Here is an 18,386-nt window from a genome sequence, read left to right on the forward strand (position 1 = left end):
ACGGATGCGCGAACCAGATTCGGGTGCGAACGCGACTTTTTTGCTTGAGTCTGCTGAGCTCAGCAGAGAAAAATACTGTTGTGCTCTCAATGAAAATAACCAGCATCTCCCTAGTCGTGACGAGCACGACTGGGAGTGAGGGGCTGATCTAACTGAGCATCACTTCTTGTCCGCGTTGGGCTGCCGACTCGAAAAGCGCTTCGAGGATCACGTTGATGTTGTGGGCCTGCGTGGCGGGGACTTGGGATGGCAATCCGTTTCTTAGGGAGTTGACGAAGGCTGCGGCCTCTCGATCGAAATACACGGGGTTACCAATCTCAGCGATCTCGGGTGAGTACACTGTTTTGCGCACTGCCCATATCTCCGGAAAGCTTGTTTCGTTCCAGTGTGTCCAACCCTGTGGATAGCCAAATTTACCGTCATGGTAGAGCTTGTAGGACGCTGGCATGGGCGTTGAGTGCATCACGCCATGTGTGCCGTAAGCGGTGATATCCCAGCTCTCAGTCCAAGGCATGGGATCCCAGGATGTGAAGTCGATCGTTACGATCTTGTCGTCATAGTTGAGTACTGCTGCGGCGGCGTCCTCACGCGCAGAGTCGCTCATCTGTCCTTCGAATTTGGTGATACGCGCGTTGACCGACTTGGGCATGCCAAAGTGGAGAAGAATGCGGTCAATCGTGTGGCATCCGATTACGTAAAAAGCGCCGCCAAGGTCACCTGGCTGCTTCATGTGATTCGTATCGGCTTCCTCATGTGAGCACCCGGCATGAGCACGCACCTGGAGAACCTTGCCTATTTCTCCGCTCTGCAAAACCTCCTGCATTTTCTCCACTGAAGGTGTGAACCTCCAGCAATACCCAACCTGGAACAAGTTGCCGGTGCGCTGCACCGCTTCTATGATCCGAGCGGTGTCTTCTGAGCGGCGCCCTGCTGGTTTCTCGCAGAGTACGGCTTTTCCCGCTTCGAGTGCTTCGATCGTCCAGTCAGCCATCAGATAGCTTTTCGGATGCACCAAGATGACGTGTACATTCGGATCGTTCAGGATTTCCTCTTTGCTGCGCGCTTGTAAACCGAGTGCGTCCACGAACGGTTCTAGCAGAGGGCTGTCATCATACGCGCCAAGAAATTGCACATTGGGCATGCGCTGAAAAGCCTTCACGCGCCCGGACGTATGGGGGTGGGTAATGCCTAGACACGCTACGCCTAGCTTGGTTTCGCTGGTGACTTTCTGTGACATTTTTGACTCCTCGTTGTATGCAATTACTGCCCCACCCTCTACCGGTGGGGCGATTCACTCCGTTGAGCTTGGAGGGTGAGGTCAAATCTCAAATCACCGAGCGGATGCTGCCGCCATCCACGCCCCAGACGCTCGAAGTCACGAAAGAGGCGAGGTCGGATGCCATGAAGACAATGACGTTTGCAACTTCTTCAGGCGTACCGAGACGGTCGAGCGGGAGTTGGCGAAGGGAGAGTTCGTGCTCGACGGCCAGTTGGGGTTCCATGCCATGAACTTTGCCCATGGTTTCGGCAAAGCCGCCTGACTTTGTCCAGAACGGTGTCCAGATTGGGCCTGGAGCTACCGCGTTTACACGGATGTGTGGGCCTTCACTGCGAGCCAGCCCCTTTGTGACCGCCAAGACAGCTGCTTTAGAGGCGGCATAGTCCAGTGGGCAGGGCTCTGGCTGTCTGGCGAGGTCGGATGCGTTATTGATGATCACGCCACTTTTTTGGGCTCGCATGATTGGTAGGACTTTGCGGCAAGCACGGACGTAGCTCATGAAGTTGAGTTGCATGGTTGCTTCCCAATCTTCATCGGTGAGGTCATCGAACATTCGCACCGCGCCCGATCCGACGTTGTTCACCAGGACGTCGACTTTTCCGCCATAGGTAGCGAGCACATGATCGATGCCCTCGTTCACGCCAGTCAGGGTGCTGAGATCGGCTTTCGCAACCGATACCGTAACACCCAGCGCTTCAGTGTCCGCTTTCAGCTCTGCGAGAGCGTCAGCGTCCCAATCCAGCAGGGCCAGATGGCTGCCTTCTGCGGCGAATGCGAGCGCGGTTGAGCGGCCGATTCCTTTTGCCGCACCGGTAATCAGAACGACTTTGCCAGCAAGGTTTGTTTTCATAATTGGATACCTTTTTAAGCCGGGAAATTGAGTGCAACGTCTTTACCAGATAAGAGTGCAAGCGTAAGTCAGGCTCCGGTAGCTCTAAGACAGAAATCCAGAGCGTGTATTCGGAAGCCGAGAAAGGCAGCGCTGTACTACCTCTGGTTGTCGACACCCTTCATGCTGCAACTTGACTGCGGCGCTGGTGGGGCATCGCTCCACCAAGTGCACAGCGCGGCACTAAAGAATCGGGCAGAGGGAGGTGCTCGTAGGGGGAGCGGTGTGTTCACGCGACTGTTCCAGATTCTTTTTATTTGATGGAGAAACTGAGTGGAAAGGCGTTGCAGCTGCACAAGGCAGCGTGAGCGCCTAGATGTAGTAATCCACTTGATGCCTTGTAATGCGCAAATTTCCGAGTTCCTCACGAACTCGAAGGTGAGCCGGATGACTTGCGTATCCCTCCAGTGCTTCCGCCGAGTCAAACTCGGAGTAAAGAACCACATCGCACGCATAGTCGATCTTGCTGATATCAACTCCGATTTCTAAGGTTCTCAAACCGGGGATTTCCGTCCGGATGCTTTCAAACGCAGACTTCAGTTTCTCGATATTGGTGGAGCGCTCCTGCTCATTTTCGCCACGCAGATTCCACATGACGATGTGTTTGATCCGTTGCATAGTCCTCTCCGAGGTCAATTAGATACTTAGAGCAAGGGCGGCCTGCAAAGCCGTGCAGGCCTGTGTCGGTTTGAAGTCGTTTAGCGTGGCTATGCGTGGTGCAGGATGAAATCGAAATCCAGGGTGTAATACAGAGAGTCGATTTCCTTGCCATAAGGGTCGATGCCGCTTTCATGGCGAACCCAGTCGGCAATGAGTGACGAGCGCACGCCAAAAACAGCATCCGAGTCGAGGTAGTCGCCGCCTTCACGGAATACGTGCGTGACCAGGCGCTGGAATCCCGGAGCGGTGATCATGAAATGCAGGTGGGCTGGACGCCATGGATGACGGTTCAACGCCTCCAGCATCTTGCCGACAGGGCCGTCGTGGGGAATTGGATAACACTCGGGCACGATCGACTTGAAGTGGTAGAGACCCTGTGCGTCCGCCTGGATTATTGCTCGGCCTTGGTAGTTATCCAAATCAGGCTTTTGGACGTCATAGAAACCAGCTTCGTCTGCTTGCCAGACTTCAATCGTGGCGTTGGGAATCGGGGTGCCATCGGTGGTTCGTACTTTGCCTTTGACGAACCAGGGTGTACCAGGCAGGCCACCACTGATGTCCTCCCCCAAATCGTAGTGAGGGGCATCGGCCACGTGAAAGGGGCCGAACACGGTCGCTTCGGTACACCCAGCAGGCTTCTTGTGGTTCTGTGCGGTGACAAGCGTGGACAACCCCAAGGTGTCCGAGAGCAAAATGAATTCCTGGCGAGTTGGGGTGCATATTTGACCGACTGCTGTCAGGAACTCGATACCCTTTTCCCACTCTTCCTCTGTCAGCTTGGTCTCGCGGGCGAACGCGTGAAGGTGCTGTACGAGAGACGTCATGATTTCGTGAAGTCGACGGTCTTCTGTGCCGCAGTTTCGCTCCAGAACGGCTCGGGTGATTGTCTGCTCATCTAGGTTTCGCATGGGAGTGCTCCCTGTATTTTTATTTGTGGTGGGAGAAGGAGGTGCTGCCAGCCTTCGCCTTTGGGAGACAGCCACGTGCTATGGGCAGAAGCTTGTTCCCGAATTCATTGGACTACGCTAAAGTGCTGAAAGGTGGAATAAAATACTCAAAATGAAAATCTTTATTTCACCTATGAAAAACCCAGCCACCTTTCGGGATATGTGCTGATGGATCGATTCACAGAGCTAGAGCTGTTTGTCCACACTGCGGAACTGGGTACGCTGAGCAAGGCGGCTGAGAAGCTTGATATTTCAAATGCCGCTGCAAGTCGGCATCTGGCGGCCTTGGAAAACAGGCTGAAGGTTCGTTTGGTCGAGCGAAACACACGGCGCTTATCGCTTACGAATGCCGGTCATGATTTCTATGCGCGGTGCAAAAACCTGCTCGCTGAACTTGGCGAGGCTGAGGCCACGGTGAGTGCGGCACTGGTTGAACCCACGGGCACACTGACTATAACCGCGACCATTTCCTTTTCCATGTTGCACCTCGCACCTTTGGTTCCCGAATTCCAGCGCCTGTACCCGGGAATAAAGGTCAAGATCGTCGGGGCCAACCGTTACTACGACATTATCGACAGTGAAATCGACCTGGCGATTCGTGCACGGGAATTCGAGGCTGACTCCAGCATCACCATCCGCAAATTGGCAGATACAAGAAGGGTACTGGCGGCGTCACCCAAATACCTCAAGCGCAAGGGCGTGCCTACCTCAGTGCAAGACCTCGCAAACCATGATGTGCTGATCTACAGCCTTGCTAACCATCCGAACACGATGGAGTTCAGCAAGGGGACTGAGCGAGAGACCATCAAGGTGCAACCTGCGCTGGAAACAAACGATGGGCAGATTGTGCGTGCGGCGGCCCTGGCGGGAGCCGGGATTCTCGTGCAGCCCAAATACATCGTTTATGACGACTTGGTGGCGGGCAGGCTGGTGTCTGTCCTGGATGATTGGGATCTCCCCCGGCTTACCATCAACCTGGCATTTCAGGATCGACGTTACATGCCGGCCAAGACGAGGCTCTTCATCGATTTTCTATTGGATAATTTCAAGCAAAATGATTATGAGCGTTACTGGACTAGTTGAAAAAACCTCGGCTCGCACCCAGCGACCGAGCCGAGGTTAAGGTCAACTTTTATTCGGGGCGTTTGCCCTCGTAAGCGTTCTGAAGCAACTGACGGATACCCTCACGCTCGATAGGGCGAGGGTTCCAGTAAGGATTGGACAGGGCAATTTCAGTTGCCCGGTCAAGGTCTTCTTCTGTCAGCCCCAGTTCACGAAGAGTCATTGGGGCGCCGAGCTTCTCAGCCAGGTCGTACAGCGCTCCCCCCGCAGAGTTGTGCTTGACTCGCAGTGCTCGAACGATACGTGCGGCCGCATCCGGTGCTGCGCTGGCGTTGTACGAAATCGCATGAGGCAACACGACGGTGTGTGTTTGGGCATGAGGCAAGTTGAAGCTGCCGCCCAGTGTGTGACACAACTTATGGTGCAGTGCCATTCCCACGTTCCCCAACACGGTGCTACACAACCAGGCGCCGTAGAGACAGTCGCTGCGGGCATCCAGATCATCTGGTGCTTTGGTCACTTGCTCCAAACCTTCAGCCATCGCCCGAATACCTTCCTCGGCGATGAGTGACATGACTGGATTGCCATCCTGTGCATAAAGGCCTTCAGCTGCGTGGGCAATCGCGTTCATGCCGCTCATTACCGACAGGCCAACAGGTAACGTTGCGGACAGTTCAGGGTCGTAAATCACTGTCCTTGGAAGGACGCGGGGATCCTTGCCGGTTTTCTTGATACCGTTTTCAGTGAGCCCATAAACGGGTGTCATTTCTGATCCAGCGTAAGTTGTTGGAATCGCCAGAATGGGTAACCCAGACTCAAGCGCAATGGCTTTGCCCAGACCTGTGGTCGATCCGCCACCGATTGCAACTGCGCAATCGGCTCCCAGCTCCCTGGCAATCTCTCTGGCTTCGCGTGCAGTCTCGATCGGCACGTGCATGACTGCTTTATCGAAAATGCCTGCGGCACGTTCGCCGAGGATTTTCGCAATGCGTTCAGCCTGATCACGCTGTTCTGGCGTGGAGAGTACGAGTGCACGACGAGAGCCCAAGCGATCGATTTCGGCCTCAAGTTGCTGTAAGGATCCTTTGCCAAAAATGACTCGGGCGGGCAAACCGGTATAGGTGAAATTCTTCATGATGGTGAATGGGTTCCTATCGATGGAAGGGGGGGCAGAAGCAGGTGGTGTGCGTGGCACCTATCGCTTTGTTTTCGCCGATGGGGCTGGCTTCAGCTCGGGATAGGGGTTGGCTGATAGGCAATCAGCTTCCACTCACCTTTACGCTGCTCCCAGACGGCGAGAGCCTTGTTACGTAGGGTTTTTGCGATGCCGCCCGATGTGATCTCGCCATTCATTTCACCGAATACGAGTGCGATGTCCCCGACCACCTTGATGCTTTGAATTGGGTGTTCGATGCGGTGGTAGACGTAGAATCCGTTCAGGCACTTGTTGAGGTAGCTCTCAAGCGTATCGACGACGCCGTTGGAATGGGCATAGCTCAGGTCAGGATGTGCGAACGCACGGAATGCCTCGAAATCACCAGCCAGGATGGCGTCATAGCGTTTGTCTTCGAGTGCACGAATCAGATTTTCAACTTCATTATGGTTCTTCATGCTCGGCCTCTTTTGTATGGCGGGGCATTGAGCGAGTACTTGGAATGCCCCGCGTTGCGTTGCCGTCGGATAACCGTTGTCCTCCGGTCGACGCTCACAATCAAGCCTATATTTACAATCTTGGATATAAAACCTCTTGAATGGAATTCTTTATTTCATGGGTGAAATAATGCTTGTTCAATAAAGCAGTGTGTTCTCTATATCCGTCTTACCGCCTATGTCAGAGGTGATTGTGGAAGGATAGGTAAGCTGCCAAGCAAGATTCACCAAGCAGATTCTTCCACTAGGTGGAAAAGAGATTTCTCTTTCTGGTCTTTTATACCTGAAAACGCATGTCTAAGATCGTTCCAAAATGACAGCCACCTAGGCTGCACAGAACAAGAACGGAGACTTAGCTATGCACTTTCTCCTTGCCCTATTTACGCACTGTCTCGCTGCTGCTTGGCTCTCCCTGAGCCGTTCGTACCGAGATCAGCAGATTCCGTTTGCAATCAAAAGCATGTCAATCGTGTTGACCGAGTGTTGCTCGACAGAGGGCGATTGTTCCCGCTTGCCAGCGCCTGATCGTAGCTCCTCTCCAATAGTCCCTTCATTTCTTTCGCAATCGCAGCGCTGGCGGCTAGCGATCGCTATGTCACCGCGCTTCGGTTGCGGTTTTTCCTCTGGAGTTTTGCCGACCTGGAGTTTGGCAGCTGCCAAGCACTCTGCCGGTACTGAATCCGCCCTTTGGTAGTGCAACTACCTAAAACACAGTAACTGCGTATCAGGAGATTTAAATGAGCAATCAAAATGTAGAACTGCTGGCGGCGTACTTCACGCTCTCGGGTGACGTGTACCCATTTGGCCCTACTGAGATCAGCCCGTTTGCATTCCGCGACCGTGTAGAGGCCGCTGCTGAGGCTGGTTACAAAGGTGTAGGCCTCATCCATGTCGATTTGATGTCCACCGTCGATCGGATTGGCTTCCGGGAAATGCGTCATATCCTCGAAGCTAACGGCATCAAGCATGTTGAATTCGAATTCCTCACCGACTGGTACAAGGATGGCGAGCTGCGTCGTGCTTCCAACAAAATGCGTGCTGAGCTATTCAATGCCGCTCAGGAGTTGGGTGCACGCGCTGTTAAAACCGCGCCTGGCCTGAATGAAGAGCATGCCGATATTCCTCTGATGGTCGAACACTTCGCTCAGCTCAGTGAAGAAGCGAAGTCCTATGGCACTAACATCGTTTTGGAAATCATGCCATTCAGTAACGTGCGCACCATCGACACCGCACTGGCATTGGTGCAAGGCGCTAACCACGACAACGGCAAACTGCTGCTGGACATCTGGCACCTCGCTCGCGGCGGCGTTGACTTTGCCGACATCGCCCGTATCCCCGGCAAGTTCATCGGCTCTATCGAGCTGGACGACGCCGATAAATATGCCGTAGAGCCTCTGTGGCAAGACACCATCCATCGCCGCCGCCTGCCAGGCGAAGGTGTGTTGGACATTCCTGGTTTCATTAAGGCAGTCCAGGCCACTGGTTACACCGGCCCGTGGGGTGTGGAAGTGCTTTCCGAAGTGGTGCGCAAGTTGCCTCTCCAAGAAATGGCTCAGCGTACCTACGAAACCACCATTTCTCAGTTCAAGTAACGCGAGCAGATCTGCGTGTTGCTGCGCGGGGGAAAATGTCTCCCGCGTCCCTACCTAAAAATAACAGGCAGCCAGGCTGTCGAGGGAAGAACCATCATGTTACGTATTGCTGTTTTGGGTGCTGGACGTATCGGAAAAATCCACGCCGCCAACGTCGCTACCAATCCTCGCACCAAACTTGTTGTGGTAGCTGACCCGTGGAAAGAAGGTGTCGACGCGCTGGCTAAGCAACTGGGTTGCGAAGCAGCCTACGACTATGCCTCGGCTGTTGATCGTGAAGACGTCGATGCAGTGTTTATCGGCACGCCTACAGAATTTCATATCGAGTTGATGCTCCGCGCTGTAAAGCTCGGCAAGCCAGTGATCTGCGAAAAGCCGATCGACATGGATTACGAACGCGCGAAGGCTGCTGTCGAAGAGCTCGAACGCCTCAATGGTCGTGTGATGCTGGCGTTCAATCGTCGATTCGACCCCGACTACCTGCGTCTTCGTCGTGCAATCGACGATGGTGAAATCGGGGTGGTTCGACAAGTCATCATCACCAGTCGTGACCCGGCGCTGGCTGCGAGGGCATACCTGGAATCGTCCGGAGGAATATTCCGTGACATGACCATTCACGACTTCGACATGGCTCGGAGCCTGCTTGGCGAGGAGCCAGTTGAGGTTTTTGCGGTCGGAAGCCGACTGGTCGATCCGTCGCTCGAATCTATTCCGGACTATGACAGTGTGATGGTGCTGATGCGTACCGCTTCTGGTCGCCAATGCCACATCAACTGTTGCCGTGAGGCCGTGTATGGCTTTGATCAGCGCCTGGAAGTTTCTGGTTCCAAGGGCATGCTGCTGAACGAGAACCATCGTTCGAACAGCGTCCGCCGTTTCGGCGCCGAGGCCACTGACGTGGCTGATCCTCTCCTCAATTTCTTCCTGGAGCGTCACGCCGACTCTTACAAGATCGAGCTCAACAGCTTCCTGGACGCGCTCGAAAGCAACAGTCCGATGCCAGCAACACCACGCGATGGTCTCTTGGCGCTTCGCTTGGCGAACTGCGCCACTGAGTCGGCTGAGACGGGCAAGGTTGTGCGGGTAGGGAACCACTAATCGTTCCAAGGCGTGAGCCCCAAACCCTGTACGGGGCTCCGCCTTACGGTGCACCAGGAACACAAAAGGATGCTTGAAGTTGACGTAGCAAAACGTAGTTGCAAGGGCTGTGGCATTTGGCCCTAGACCAGGATTTCAACATCGCCTGGCGTGCACTGATGACGGTTAACAAAACATACAAAGGTACCGGTCATGAACACAGATACTAAAGCCCTAACTGGGCTGGCCCATAACCACGAAAAGCTTTCCTCGACCAGACTAGCGTTTATTTTCGTGACAAGTTTATTTTTCATGTGGGGCCTCTCACATGGGCTTCTCGACGTGCTGAACAAGCACTTCCAAGACACCCTCCATATTTCTCGTGCGCAGTCAGGATTGGTTCAAACAGCCTACTTCGGGGCGTACTTCATCATTGCCCTGCCGGTCGGCCTGTTCATGGAGCGTTTTGGCTACAAGGCAGGGATTCTGGCAGGGCTTGCATTATTTGCCTTCGGAGCACTGCTGTTCATTCCGGCTTCGATGGCCGGAACATTTACGCCATTTCTGGTTGCGCTGTTTGTGCTGGCCTGCGGTTTAGGCTGCCTGGAGACTGCCGCAAACCTATATGCCGCCGCACTTGGCGATCCTGCAAAATCAGAACAACGTCTGACATTCTCTCAGTCCTTTAACGGTCTGGGGGCGTTCATCGGGCCGGTCATTGGTGGCGCGGTCTTCTTCGCCCCACCCGTTGAATTCAACGGCAGCCGCGTTGATCTGGTTTCGGTGACGTATGCGGTGTTGGCGATCATCGTGATGTTGATGTTCGTCGCCTTTGCTCGAATTAAACTTCCGGAAATTCGCAGCGAAAAAACCTCTGATGTACTGATCCCAACTGGGGGTGAAGTAAGCCTCTGGAAGAAGAGCAACTTTACTGGTGCACTGGTCGCCCAGTTCTGCAACGTCGGTGCTTACGTCGGAATTGGTGCGTTCTTCATCAACTACGCGATTGATCACTGGCACGGAATCTCCGTTCAGAAAGCATCCTTCCTGCTTTCGCTCGGGATGCTCGCCTACATGATCGGCCGATTCGCCGGGACATGGGTAATGCGTTATGTCCCTGCACGTTCAATACTGATCCTCAACAGCTTGGTGAGCATGATCCTGTGCATCGTTGCCATCGCCGGACTTGAGCGGATCTCGATCTTCGCGGTCACCGCCATCTATCTCTTCATGTCGGTGATGTATCCAACGATCTTCGCGATGGGCATTCGGGGACTCGGTACACAAACCAAGAAAGCCGGTTCGTGCCTGGTGATGACACTTGTGGGTGGTGCTTTCGTTCCACTGCTGATGGGGGCGCTTGCTGATCACTTCGGGATTGCTACGGCGTTCTATGTACCGCTGGCATGTTTCGCTGTCATCGCGTGGTATGGGCAGAGCCAGCCACCCGTAACGGCGACCGACAAAGCTCACTAACTCATATTCCCAGCAACGACGTGTAGTAGGCCCTGCATTGCGAGGCCTGCTGCAACGGATTCGGCTTGCCCGAAATTCTTGCAAGCTGGTGATTGGCAAGTTTCAGATTAGGAAAATCAACATGAAACGACTACACAGCAAAGTTGCGTTGGTGACTGGCGGTGGAATGGGTATCGGACGTGCGATCGCCGAGCTTTTCGCCGATGAAGGAGCCACCGTTATCGTTGGCGATGTGCACCAACCTGAGCCATACAAAAATGCAAGCGTCGTTGCCAAGCACTTGGATGTGTCAAAGCTGGAGGACTGGGAACGTCTCGTCGAAGAGGTAGTTCGTGAGCACGGTAAGGTTGATGTGCTCGTGAACAACGCGGGCTTGGTAGGATCCTACCTTCCCATCGATGAGATCACCCTCGATGACTGGAATCGGGTCATCGATATCAATCAAAACGGTGTGTTCTATGGGATGAGAACCGTCATCCCAGTCATGAAGCGTCAGCACGCAGGCTCCATCGTTAACGTGTCTTCAATCTGGGGCATCGTCGGCGCCAGTGGTGTGTCGGCGTACCAGGCTAGCAAAGCTGCAGTGCGCATGATGAGCAAGAACGCAGCTCTGTCTTACGTGGCCAATGGTATCCGCGTCAACTCGCTGCATCCGGGGTTGGTCGAAACACCGATGATTGCTCGCCAAGCGGCTGATACCACCGCAGCCGTCGTCGCAGCGACGCCGATGGGGCGTGCGGCGGATCCCAAAGAAATTGCTTACGCGGCTTTGTTCCTCGCCAGTGATGAAGCGAGCTTCATCACGGGGGCAGAGCTCGTGGTTGATGGAGGATACACAACGCCCTGAGCGTTCTATTGACGTGCGCGTACTGCGACACGGGCAACTCCGTGCCGCAACTTTGATACCCATCTGAGGAGAACAAAAATAATGAAAACGCAGAAAGGTGGTTTGTTGTGCAGCGCTGTTTTGGCAGTAGGTTTGATGTTACAGCTTTCGCCTGCAATGGCGGCTGGGGAGAAGATCGTCGTTAACTTCCAAACGTTATCCATTCCCTACTTTATCTACATGCATGAGCAAGCCTCTCAGGAAGCCAAGGCTCTCAATGTAGAGCTGCTTGTGCAGGATGCTCAGTCCTCCTCCACCAAGCAGTCCTCCGATGTCGAAAACGCCCTGACTCAAGGCGTCGATGCAATGGTCGTCGCACCCAATGATGTGACCGCCTTGGCACCTGCCTTGAACGAAGTACTGTCTGAAAAAGTACCCCTCGTGACAGTCGACCGCCGTGTCGAAGGAACTGATGCGCCAGTGCCCTACGTCACTGCGGACAGTGTCGCAGGTGGTCGTCTCATGGCCGAGTTGGTCACCTCCAACATGAAAGACGGCGCTCGTGTGGCGTTCATCGGCGGTACCGCTGGCTCATCGACAGCCATTGATCGCGCTAAGGGCGTCCATGAAGGACTCAAAGCTGGCGGGAAAAAATTTCAACTCGTGGCTGAGCAGTCAGGGGAGTGGGAGCGTGCCAAGGCCATGTCGGTGGCTGAAAACATCCTGACGTCGCTGAGTGCAAACCCTCCAGATGCAATCATCTGTGCGAGCGGCGACATGGCACTCGGCGCTGCGGAAGCCGTGCGGGCCATGGGGTTGAAAGGCAAGGTCAAAGTCATCGGGTTTGACGCATACCCAGAAGTGCTGCGTGCCATCCGAGATGGAGATATCGCCGGCATCGTGGAGCAAAGCCCGAGCAAACAAATCAGGACGGCCCTTCGCATGGCGGTGAAGAAAGTACGCGGCGAAGCAGAGCTCGAAACGGTCATCGTTCAGCCATTCATGGTCACCCAGGAAAACCTGAGTCAGGCAGAACAATACAGCGCCATTCAATAACTGGCGGTTCTTCCTCCGGTAAATCCGACTGTTTGATGTACCTATGCAATTTAAGGAAATCGAGAATGAAAACGAACAATAAACGTCGAGTGCTGACTGCTGCATTGGCCACAGCTATTTTGATGTCGAACGCACCCGTTTTCGCCGCTGGCGAGAAGATTGCGGTGAGCTTCCAAACCCTATCAATTCCCTTCTTCATCTTCATGCATGAGCAGGCAGTGCAGGAAGCTAAAGCATTGGATATCAACCTCCTTGTCCAAGATGCCCAGGCTTCATCTTCCAAGCAAAGTTCCGATATCGAGAACTCGCTCACTCAAGGTGTTAAGGCTGTTGTATTGACTCCGAACGATGTCTCCGCGCTCGCACCGGCTATCAATGATGTGCTGGATGAGAAGGTGCCAGTTATCGCAGTTGACCGCCGTGTGGAGGGCACTTCCTCAACTGTGCCATTCGTAACAGCAGACAACGTGGCGGGTGGTCGAATCATGGGTGAGTGGGTTGTGAAGAACATGCCCAAGGGTGCCAATGTGGTACTGATCACCGGTCAGATCGGCTCCACCACCGCAATGGATCGAGCAAAAGGGGTGCATCAAGCACTGACTGCCGCCGGTAGCAACTTCAAGCTCGTAGCCGAGCAATCCGGTGAGGCTGATCGTGCCAAGGCAATGTCGGTGGTCGAGAACATTCTGACTGCTTCGGCGGGCACTCCACCTGATGTGATCATCTGCTCCACCGGCGATATGACGCTTGGAGCAGTCGAAGCCGTGCGAGGTATGGGGCTTAGCAACAAGATCAAAATCATTGGCTATGACGCTTACCCTGAAGTGCTGAAAAGCATCAAGGCCGGTGAGATCACCGGCATCGTTGAGCAGAGCCCTAGCAAGCAGATCCGAACTGCCTTGCGCCTGGCTGTGGACAATATTCGCAACGGCACCAAGATCGAATCAGTGACCGTTCAGCCGTTCATGGTCACCCAGCAAAACCTGGATCAAGCGGAGCAGTTCAGCGCCATCAAGTAATTGACTACCCATCTTTGTAATTGATGCGGGAGGGAGCAGCGCTTTCTCCCGGTTTAGCGGATCTAGGACTGGAAGGCATCGGAATGAACGATACGCTGCTACAAGTTCGCAATATCAAGAAGACCTTTCCAGGGGTTGTTGCGCTAAATGGCGTAAAGCTCGAAGTCGGCAAAGGTGAAGTACATGCTTTGCTCGGTGAAAACGGGGCGGGCAAGTCGACCATCCTGAAGATACTGGCCGGTGCCCAGCCTGCGGATACAGGTCAAGGTTCTCTCGAATTCAATGGCCATGCGCTGCAGGAGCACGACACTCCCATGCGCCGCCAAGAGCTCGGCATCATTACGATCTACCAGGAGTTCAATCTCATCGCCGACATGTCTGTCGCTGAGAACATGTACCTCGGACGTGAGCCGTTACGACATGGGTTTGTTGACTGGAAGCTGATGTTCAGTGATGCCCAGCATGTCCTGGACGACCTCGGTTTGACCATTACACCAAGGACGATGGTTCGCAAGCTCAGTGTGGCTGAACAGCAGATGGTAGAGATTGCCAAGGCGCTCACCATGAATGCGAAGCTCATCATCATGGATGAACCTACCGCTGCGCTCAGTGGCCGCGAAGTAGACAAGTTGCACGGAATTGTCGCGGGTCTGAAGGCCAAAGGCATCAGCATCATCTACGTGTCGCATAAGCTCAATGAAGTGAAGGCTTGCTGTGATCGTTACACCATCTTTCGTGATGGCGCCTACATCACCTCTGGGGACGTCGCAGACGTCAGCGTCGATGACATCGTTCGTCTGATGGTTGGCCGGGACGTCGAGTTTGTGCGCAAACCGCTCACTGGCTCGCCAGGCGAAGTGATGCTGAAAGTGCAGAGTGTTTCCAGAATATCTGGTGGCGGCGGCCAAAGTCTTCATGCAACGCCACTACGCGATATGTCCATCGATGTGCGGGCAGGGGAAATTGTTGGTTTCGCTGGGCTGGTAGGAGCAGGCCGTACAGAACTGGCTCGTGTGATCTTCGGCGCCGATGGATGCGATGAAGGGATCATCTACGTCAACGGTCGCCAGGTTTCTCCGTTTCGATCGCCTCGTGAAGGCATCGCTGCCGGAGTCGCGCTTGTACCTGAGGACAGGAAGCAGCAGGCCTGCTTCTTGAGGCACTCCATTCGTTGGAACATGAGTCTGCCTAGCTTGGGCAGTCTACAGCGCTGGGGCATGTTCATTGATGATCGGGCGGAAACCCAACTCATTCAGGAATACCAGAAACGATTGCGGATCAAGATGGCTAACGACGGCGTGGCCATTGGGACGTTGTCTGGTGGAAATCAGCAGAAAGTCATCCTGGCCCGATGCATGGCACTCAAGCCGAAGGTTCTCATTGTCGACGAGCCAACGCGGGGGATTGATGTTGGAGCCAAGGCTGAAGTTCACCAGGTTCTTTTTGACATGGCTCGCGCCGGCATCGCCGTGATCGTCATCTCCTCCGAGCTGCCCGAAGTCATGGCCGTCAGCGACAAGATTGTCACGTTCCGAGAAGGAGCAATCACCGGAGTTGTCTCGGCTGATGAGGCAACTGAAGAACTACTCATGCAGCGAATGGCTCAGGGAGTGAGTTCATCGTTTTCGAACCAAGGCGTGGCCTGAACGGGTCGAACCGGCATTATCTATCGAGTAATCAGAAAATGATCAAACCAGTATCTAGTGAATCAACTTTGAAGCGCCGGAAAAAATTCGAGATGGTCGGATTTTTCGAGAAGTACGGCGTGCTGTTGTTCCTCATCGCACTGATCGCCATCTTTACCCTCTACAACCCAATGTTCCTGTCGGCGCGCAACATCAAGAATATTCTCACCGAGGTCTCGATCTACGGGATTATCGGTGTCGGAATGACCTACGTGATTCTCACGGGTGGTATCGATCTGGCAGTGGGATCGCTGCTTGCATTTGCCGCTATTAGCGGTGCATTTCTGATGCAGGCATTGGGCGGCGACTTCTTCATGGGATGGCTTGTTGCGATGCTGGCAGCGTGTGCTGTCGGTACGATGGCAGGCTACCTCCACGGTAAGGTCGTGACTCGATTTGGCGTTCCTGCATTCATCGTGACACTGGGGGGCCTCACCGTATGGCGCGGTGCGACGCTCATTGTGAATGATGGTGCGCCGGTTAGCGGTTTCAATGAAGCCTTCCGTTGGTGGGGGAGAGGGGACGTGTTGGGCGTACCTGTTCCCGTCCTGGTCTTCATGATCGTCGCTTTGGTGGGATACATCGCACTGCGATACACACGCTATGGCCGCCAGGTTTATGCCGTTGGGGGTAACCCTGAGGCAGCTCGGCTTTCAGGTTTGAGCGTGCAGGCGGTTGTGTTGAGTGTTTACGTCATCACGGGCTTCCTCGCAGGTCTTGCAGGGTTCCTTCTTTCTGCCCGACTTGGGTCGGCCGAGGCGGTCGCTGGCTCGGGCTACGAACTTCGCATCATTGCTTCGGTGGTGATCGGGGGTACCAGCCTGTTCGGTGGCCTGGGTGGTGTCGGTGGCACGATTATCGGAGCGCTGCTGATCGGCGTGCTCATCAACGGACTCGTGATCATGAACGTGTCCGCTTACTACCAGCAGGTGGTTATTGGAATCATCATCGTGTTGGCGGTTGGCTTCGATACGTACGCCAAATCAAGAGGCAAGTCATGAGTGGAGCAGTTCGCTGAGGCCGCCATTTTTTAACGCTCTTACTGGAGCTGTTAGCGAGCCTCATTAGCTGTTCGGTATTGCGCAGCCTGCGTCAGATCCAGGCTCTCAACGCATAAACCAATTCAAAAAAAGCTCATTTCCCCGGAAGAGAAATCTTCCGGACTGGGCTCGGCTGTCCCCAAAAAAACAACACAAAAATAATAAATGGAGAAAACGGCATGTCGTTCAACAACAAACGAGTTTTCTGGCCGGTACTCGCCGTAGCGGTATTGCCACTGTCTGCACATGCGCTGGATTTCAGTGGTTATTTTCGCACCGGTGTCGGGAACTCATTAGAGGGAGGCAATCAGTCTTGCTTTCAGCTTCCAGGGGCGCAATCCAAGTACCGGTTGGGTAATGAATGCGAGCAATACTTTGAATTCGATCTGCGGCAAGACCTACTCAAGCTCGACGACGGTTCCGCTATTAGCGTCGAAGGTATGGCTCAGTTGTACAACGAGTATGACCATACACCGAAATTTACGGGGGACTATGGCTTTGCGCGAATGAACCAGATGTATGCCGAGTGGAGCAAAATGCCCGCTCTGAACGGAGGATCCTTTTGGGCGGGCCGCCGTTACTACAATCGAAACAGCATCGAAATGAGTGACTTCTTCTACTGGAACCAGAGCGCGAATGGCTTCGGGTTCGACCAGGTAGGCATCGGCGATCTCAAGTACAGCTACGTTTTCTCGCGCAAAGACAACCTGTTCCAAAAGGACTTCACCAACCGCCACGACTTCACAGTCGGTGGCTTCGAAACAAACCCAGGGGGTGGTGTGGAGCTGGGCGTGAGCTTTCTCGACAAGCCAAACAGCAGGGACGACTCTCACACTGGCTGGTCGGCTATCGCACAACACAAGCAGAAAGGGTTCCTGGGAGGGTTGAATACCTTTGCAGTGCAGTACGGACAAGGCCCGGGAACTGCATTGAGCTACACCGGCGACCCAACACTAGACAGCAGCAACCATAGTTGGCGTTTCGTGGAGTACTTTGACTGGCAAATGACTCAGCGATTTAGTGGGCAATTCCAAATCGTTTACCAAAAGGATGCCCATCCTAATGAGGACGATGACCAGAATTGGTTGTCGATCGGCGTCCGTCCTGTCTATGCGTTCACTGAGCAATTCAAGCTGAGCACCGAGGTTGGTCGAGATCAAGTGGATGCGCCCGGGGGGACGCGCAAATTGACGAAGTTCACCATTGCTCCAACCTGGTCGCCGGCCGGCCCAGGCTTCTGGTCTCGTCCGGAACTTCGCCTGTATTACACCTATGCCTCTTGGAACAAGGCTGCCCAACGTGCCGCGAGCGAAATGGCTGCAGGCTCAGCGCTCTCGGATAGTGGCTCCTTCGGTAACGCCCTTCATGGTTCGAACGTTGGCCTCCAGCTTGAGTACTGGTGGAAATGATGTGTCGTTCGCCAGCGTTGCGTAGCTGACCTGGAAGAAGTCCCACTAGGTCGATACCTCGGTGGGACTTCTCCTTCCACTCGATGGAGCGACTTCCGAAAACCGAAATGACGTCACGCTAGCAAGCGAGCTAGGTCGGAAGCTCAAAACTCAAATGAAGGAGCTTCAGGCGATCGAAATCCAGCTCAATGAATCGCCGGATAAACAGGTCTCACTGACCGATCCGGACGCCCGTTCCATGATGACGCGCGGCACGGGAGTCGTCGGTTACAACGTGCAGACAGCAGTCGATACCCAGCACCATTTGATCGTTGCCAATGAGGTTACAAACGTCGGTTCCGACCGCGATCAACTCAGCTCGATGGCCAAGCAGGCCCGCGAGGCGATAGCGTCAGAAACGTTATCGGTAGTGGCTGACCGAGGCTACTTCAAAAGCGAACAAATCCTGGCTTGTCATGATGCCGGCATCACCGCCTATAGCAATATCAGTTGCACCTACTCAGTAGGTGCAATGCGGTGCAACATCACGCACTGCCAACTGCCTCGGATGTTCAGCATTCAATATCGAGCAAACAGCGTCTGCCTCCGCCCTGACCTTGAACACACCATGCTTGCTAGCTGAGCCTCCTTCTACGAGATCAACGACCCTGTATCGCTTACTACCATCTTCCAGTCCGGTGGTTTCTATAACCCTGAATCTTGGATGCATGGTGCGTTCC

The 18,386-nt window shown here is 54.3% G+C and carries 16 protein-coding genes and 1 pseudogene; 11 read left to right on the forward strand and 6 right to left on the reverse strand.

Annotated elements, in window-relative coordinates; genetic code table 11:
• Positions 1-148 precede the first annotated feature (148 nt).
• The 4 genes from AC1DWG_RS18720 to AC1DWG_RS18735 all read right to left on the reverse strand — a co-directional run bounded on the left by AC1DWG_RS18720 (position 149) and on the right by AC1DWG_RS18735 (position 3,736).
• Positions 149-1,237 (reverse strand): Gfo/Idh/MocA family protein, encoded by a 1,089-nt coding sequence (locus AC1DWG_RS18720; protein WP_477788172.1) that lies wholly within the window; start codon positions 1,235-1,237, stop codon positions 149-151.
• 88 nt (positions 1,238-1,325) lie between these two features.
• Positions 1,326-2,129: an SDR family NAD(P)-dependent oxidoreductase gene (locus AC1DWG_RS18725; protein ID WP_347912547.1), complete on the reverse strand. Its 804-nt coding sequence runs from the start codon at positions 2,127-2,129 to the stop codon at positions 1,326-1,328.
• Positions 2,130-2,480: 351 nt separating this feature from the next.
• Complete coding sequence (locus AC1DWG_RS18730) at positions 2,481-2,786, reverse strand: Dabb family protein (RefSeq protein WP_347912548.1); 306 nt, start codon at positions 2,784-2,786, stop codon at positions 2,481-2,483.
• 89 nt (positions 2,787-2,875) lie between these two features.
• Positions 2,876-3,736 (reverse strand): intradiol ring-cleavage dioxygenase, encoded by an 861-nt coding sequence (locus tag AC1DWG_RS18735; protein ID WP_477788173.1) that lies wholly within the window; start codon positions 3,734-3,736, stop codon positions 2,876-2,878.
• 207 nt (positions 3,737-3,943) lie between these two features.
• On the opposite strand from AC1DWG_RS18735, the gene AC1DWG_RS18740 reads away from it, so the two are divergent.
• A complete protein-coding gene (locus tag AC1DWG_RS18740) occupies positions 3,944-4,858 on the forward strand; it encodes a LysR family transcriptional regulator (protein ID WP_477788174.1) in 915 nt (304 codons plus the stop codon).
• 49 nt (positions 4,859-4,907) lie between these two features.
• Here AC1DWG_RS18740 and AC1DWG_RS18745 read toward each other — a convergent pair whose 3' ends face one another.
• On the reverse strand, positions 4,908-5,972 hold the full coding sequence (locus AC1DWG_RS18745; RefSeq protein WP_477788175.1) for a maleylacetate reductase: 1,065 nt from the start codon (positions 5,970-5,972) through the stop codon (positions 4,908-4,910).
• A gap of 92 nt (positions 5,973-6,064) precedes the next feature.
• Positions 6,065-6,448: a nuclear transport factor 2 family protein gene (locus AC1DWG_RS18750; protein ID WP_218432265.1), complete on the reverse strand. Its 384-nt coding sequence runs from the start codon at positions 6,446-6,448 to the stop codon at positions 6,065-6,067.
• Between the two features lie 776 nt (positions 6,449-7,224).
• Here AC1DWG_RS18750 and AC1DWG_RS18755 point away from each other — a divergent pair.
• The 10 genes and pseudogenes from AC1DWG_RS18755 to AC1DWG_RS18800 form a co-directional block, all read left to right on the forward strand.
• The gene (locus AC1DWG_RS18755; protein ID WP_218432266.1) at positions 7,225-8,079 is read left to right on the forward strand and encodes a sugar phosphate isomerase/epimerase family protein; all 855 of its coding nucleotides are present in this window, start codon (positions 7,225-7,227) and stop codon (positions 8,077-8,079) included.
• A 96-nt stretch (positions 8,080-8,175) separates the two neighbouring features.
• Positions 8,176-9,177 carry an inositol 2-dehydrogenase gene (gene iolG / locus AC1DWG_RS18760; RefSeq protein ID WP_477788176.1) on the forward strand — a complete coding sequence of 334 codons (1,002 nt, stop codon included), beginning with the start codon at positions 8,176-8,178 and terminating at the stop codon, positions 9,175-9,177.
• A gap of 192 nt (positions 9,178-9,369) precedes the next feature.
• Positions 9,370-10,632: an L-fucose:H+ symporter permease gene (gene fucP, locus AC1DWG_RS18765; RefSeq protein ID WP_477788177.1), complete on the forward strand. Its 1,263-nt coding sequence runs from the start codon at positions 9,370-9,372 to the stop codon at positions 10,630-10,632.
• Between the two features lie 121 nt (positions 10,633-10,753).
• On the forward strand, positions 10,754-11,479 hold the full coding sequence (locus AC1DWG_RS18770; RefSeq protein WP_477788178.1) for an SDR family NAD(P)-dependent oxidoreductase: 726 nt from the start codon (positions 10,754-10,756) through the stop codon (positions 11,477-11,479).
• A gap of 81 nt (positions 11,480-11,560) precedes the next feature.
• A complete protein-coding gene (locus AC1DWG_RS18775; RefSeq protein WP_477788179.1) occupies positions 11,561-12,514 on the forward strand; it encodes a substrate-binding domain-containing protein in 954 nt (317 codons plus the stop codon).
• 65 nt (positions 12,515-12,579) lie between these two features.
• On the forward strand, positions 12,580-13,533 hold the full coding sequence (locus tag AC1DWG_RS18780; protein ID WP_477788180.1) for a substrate-binding domain-containing protein: 954 nt from the start codon (positions 12,580-12,582) through the stop codon (positions 13,531-13,533).
• An 83-nt stretch (positions 13,534-13,616) separates the two neighbouring features.
• A complete protein-coding gene (locus AC1DWG_RS18785; RefSeq protein ID WP_477788181.1) occupies positions 13,617-15,179 on the forward strand; it encodes a sugar ABC transporter ATP-binding protein in 1,563 nt (520 codons plus the stop codon).
• A gap of 38 nt (positions 15,180-15,217) precedes the next feature.
• A complete protein-coding gene (locus tag AC1DWG_RS18790; protein ID WP_477788182.1) occupies positions 15,218-16,219 on the forward strand; it encodes an ABC transporter permease in 1,002 nt (333 codons plus the stop codon).
• A gap of 218 nt (positions 16,220-16,437) precedes the next feature.
• On the forward strand, positions 16,438-17,667 hold the full coding sequence (locus tag AC1DWG_RS18795; protein ID WP_477788183.1) for a carbohydrate porin: 1,230 nt from the start codon (positions 16,438-16,440) through the stop codon (positions 17,665-17,667).
• 142 nt (positions 17,668-17,809) lie between these two features.
• A pseudogene (locus AC1DWG_RS18800) lies at positions 17,810-18,145 on the forward strand (transposase); the annotation flags it as partial.
• Positions 18,146-18,386 lie beyond the last annotated feature (241 nt).

The organism is Pseudomonas sp. P4_B3, assembly GCF_056402295.1.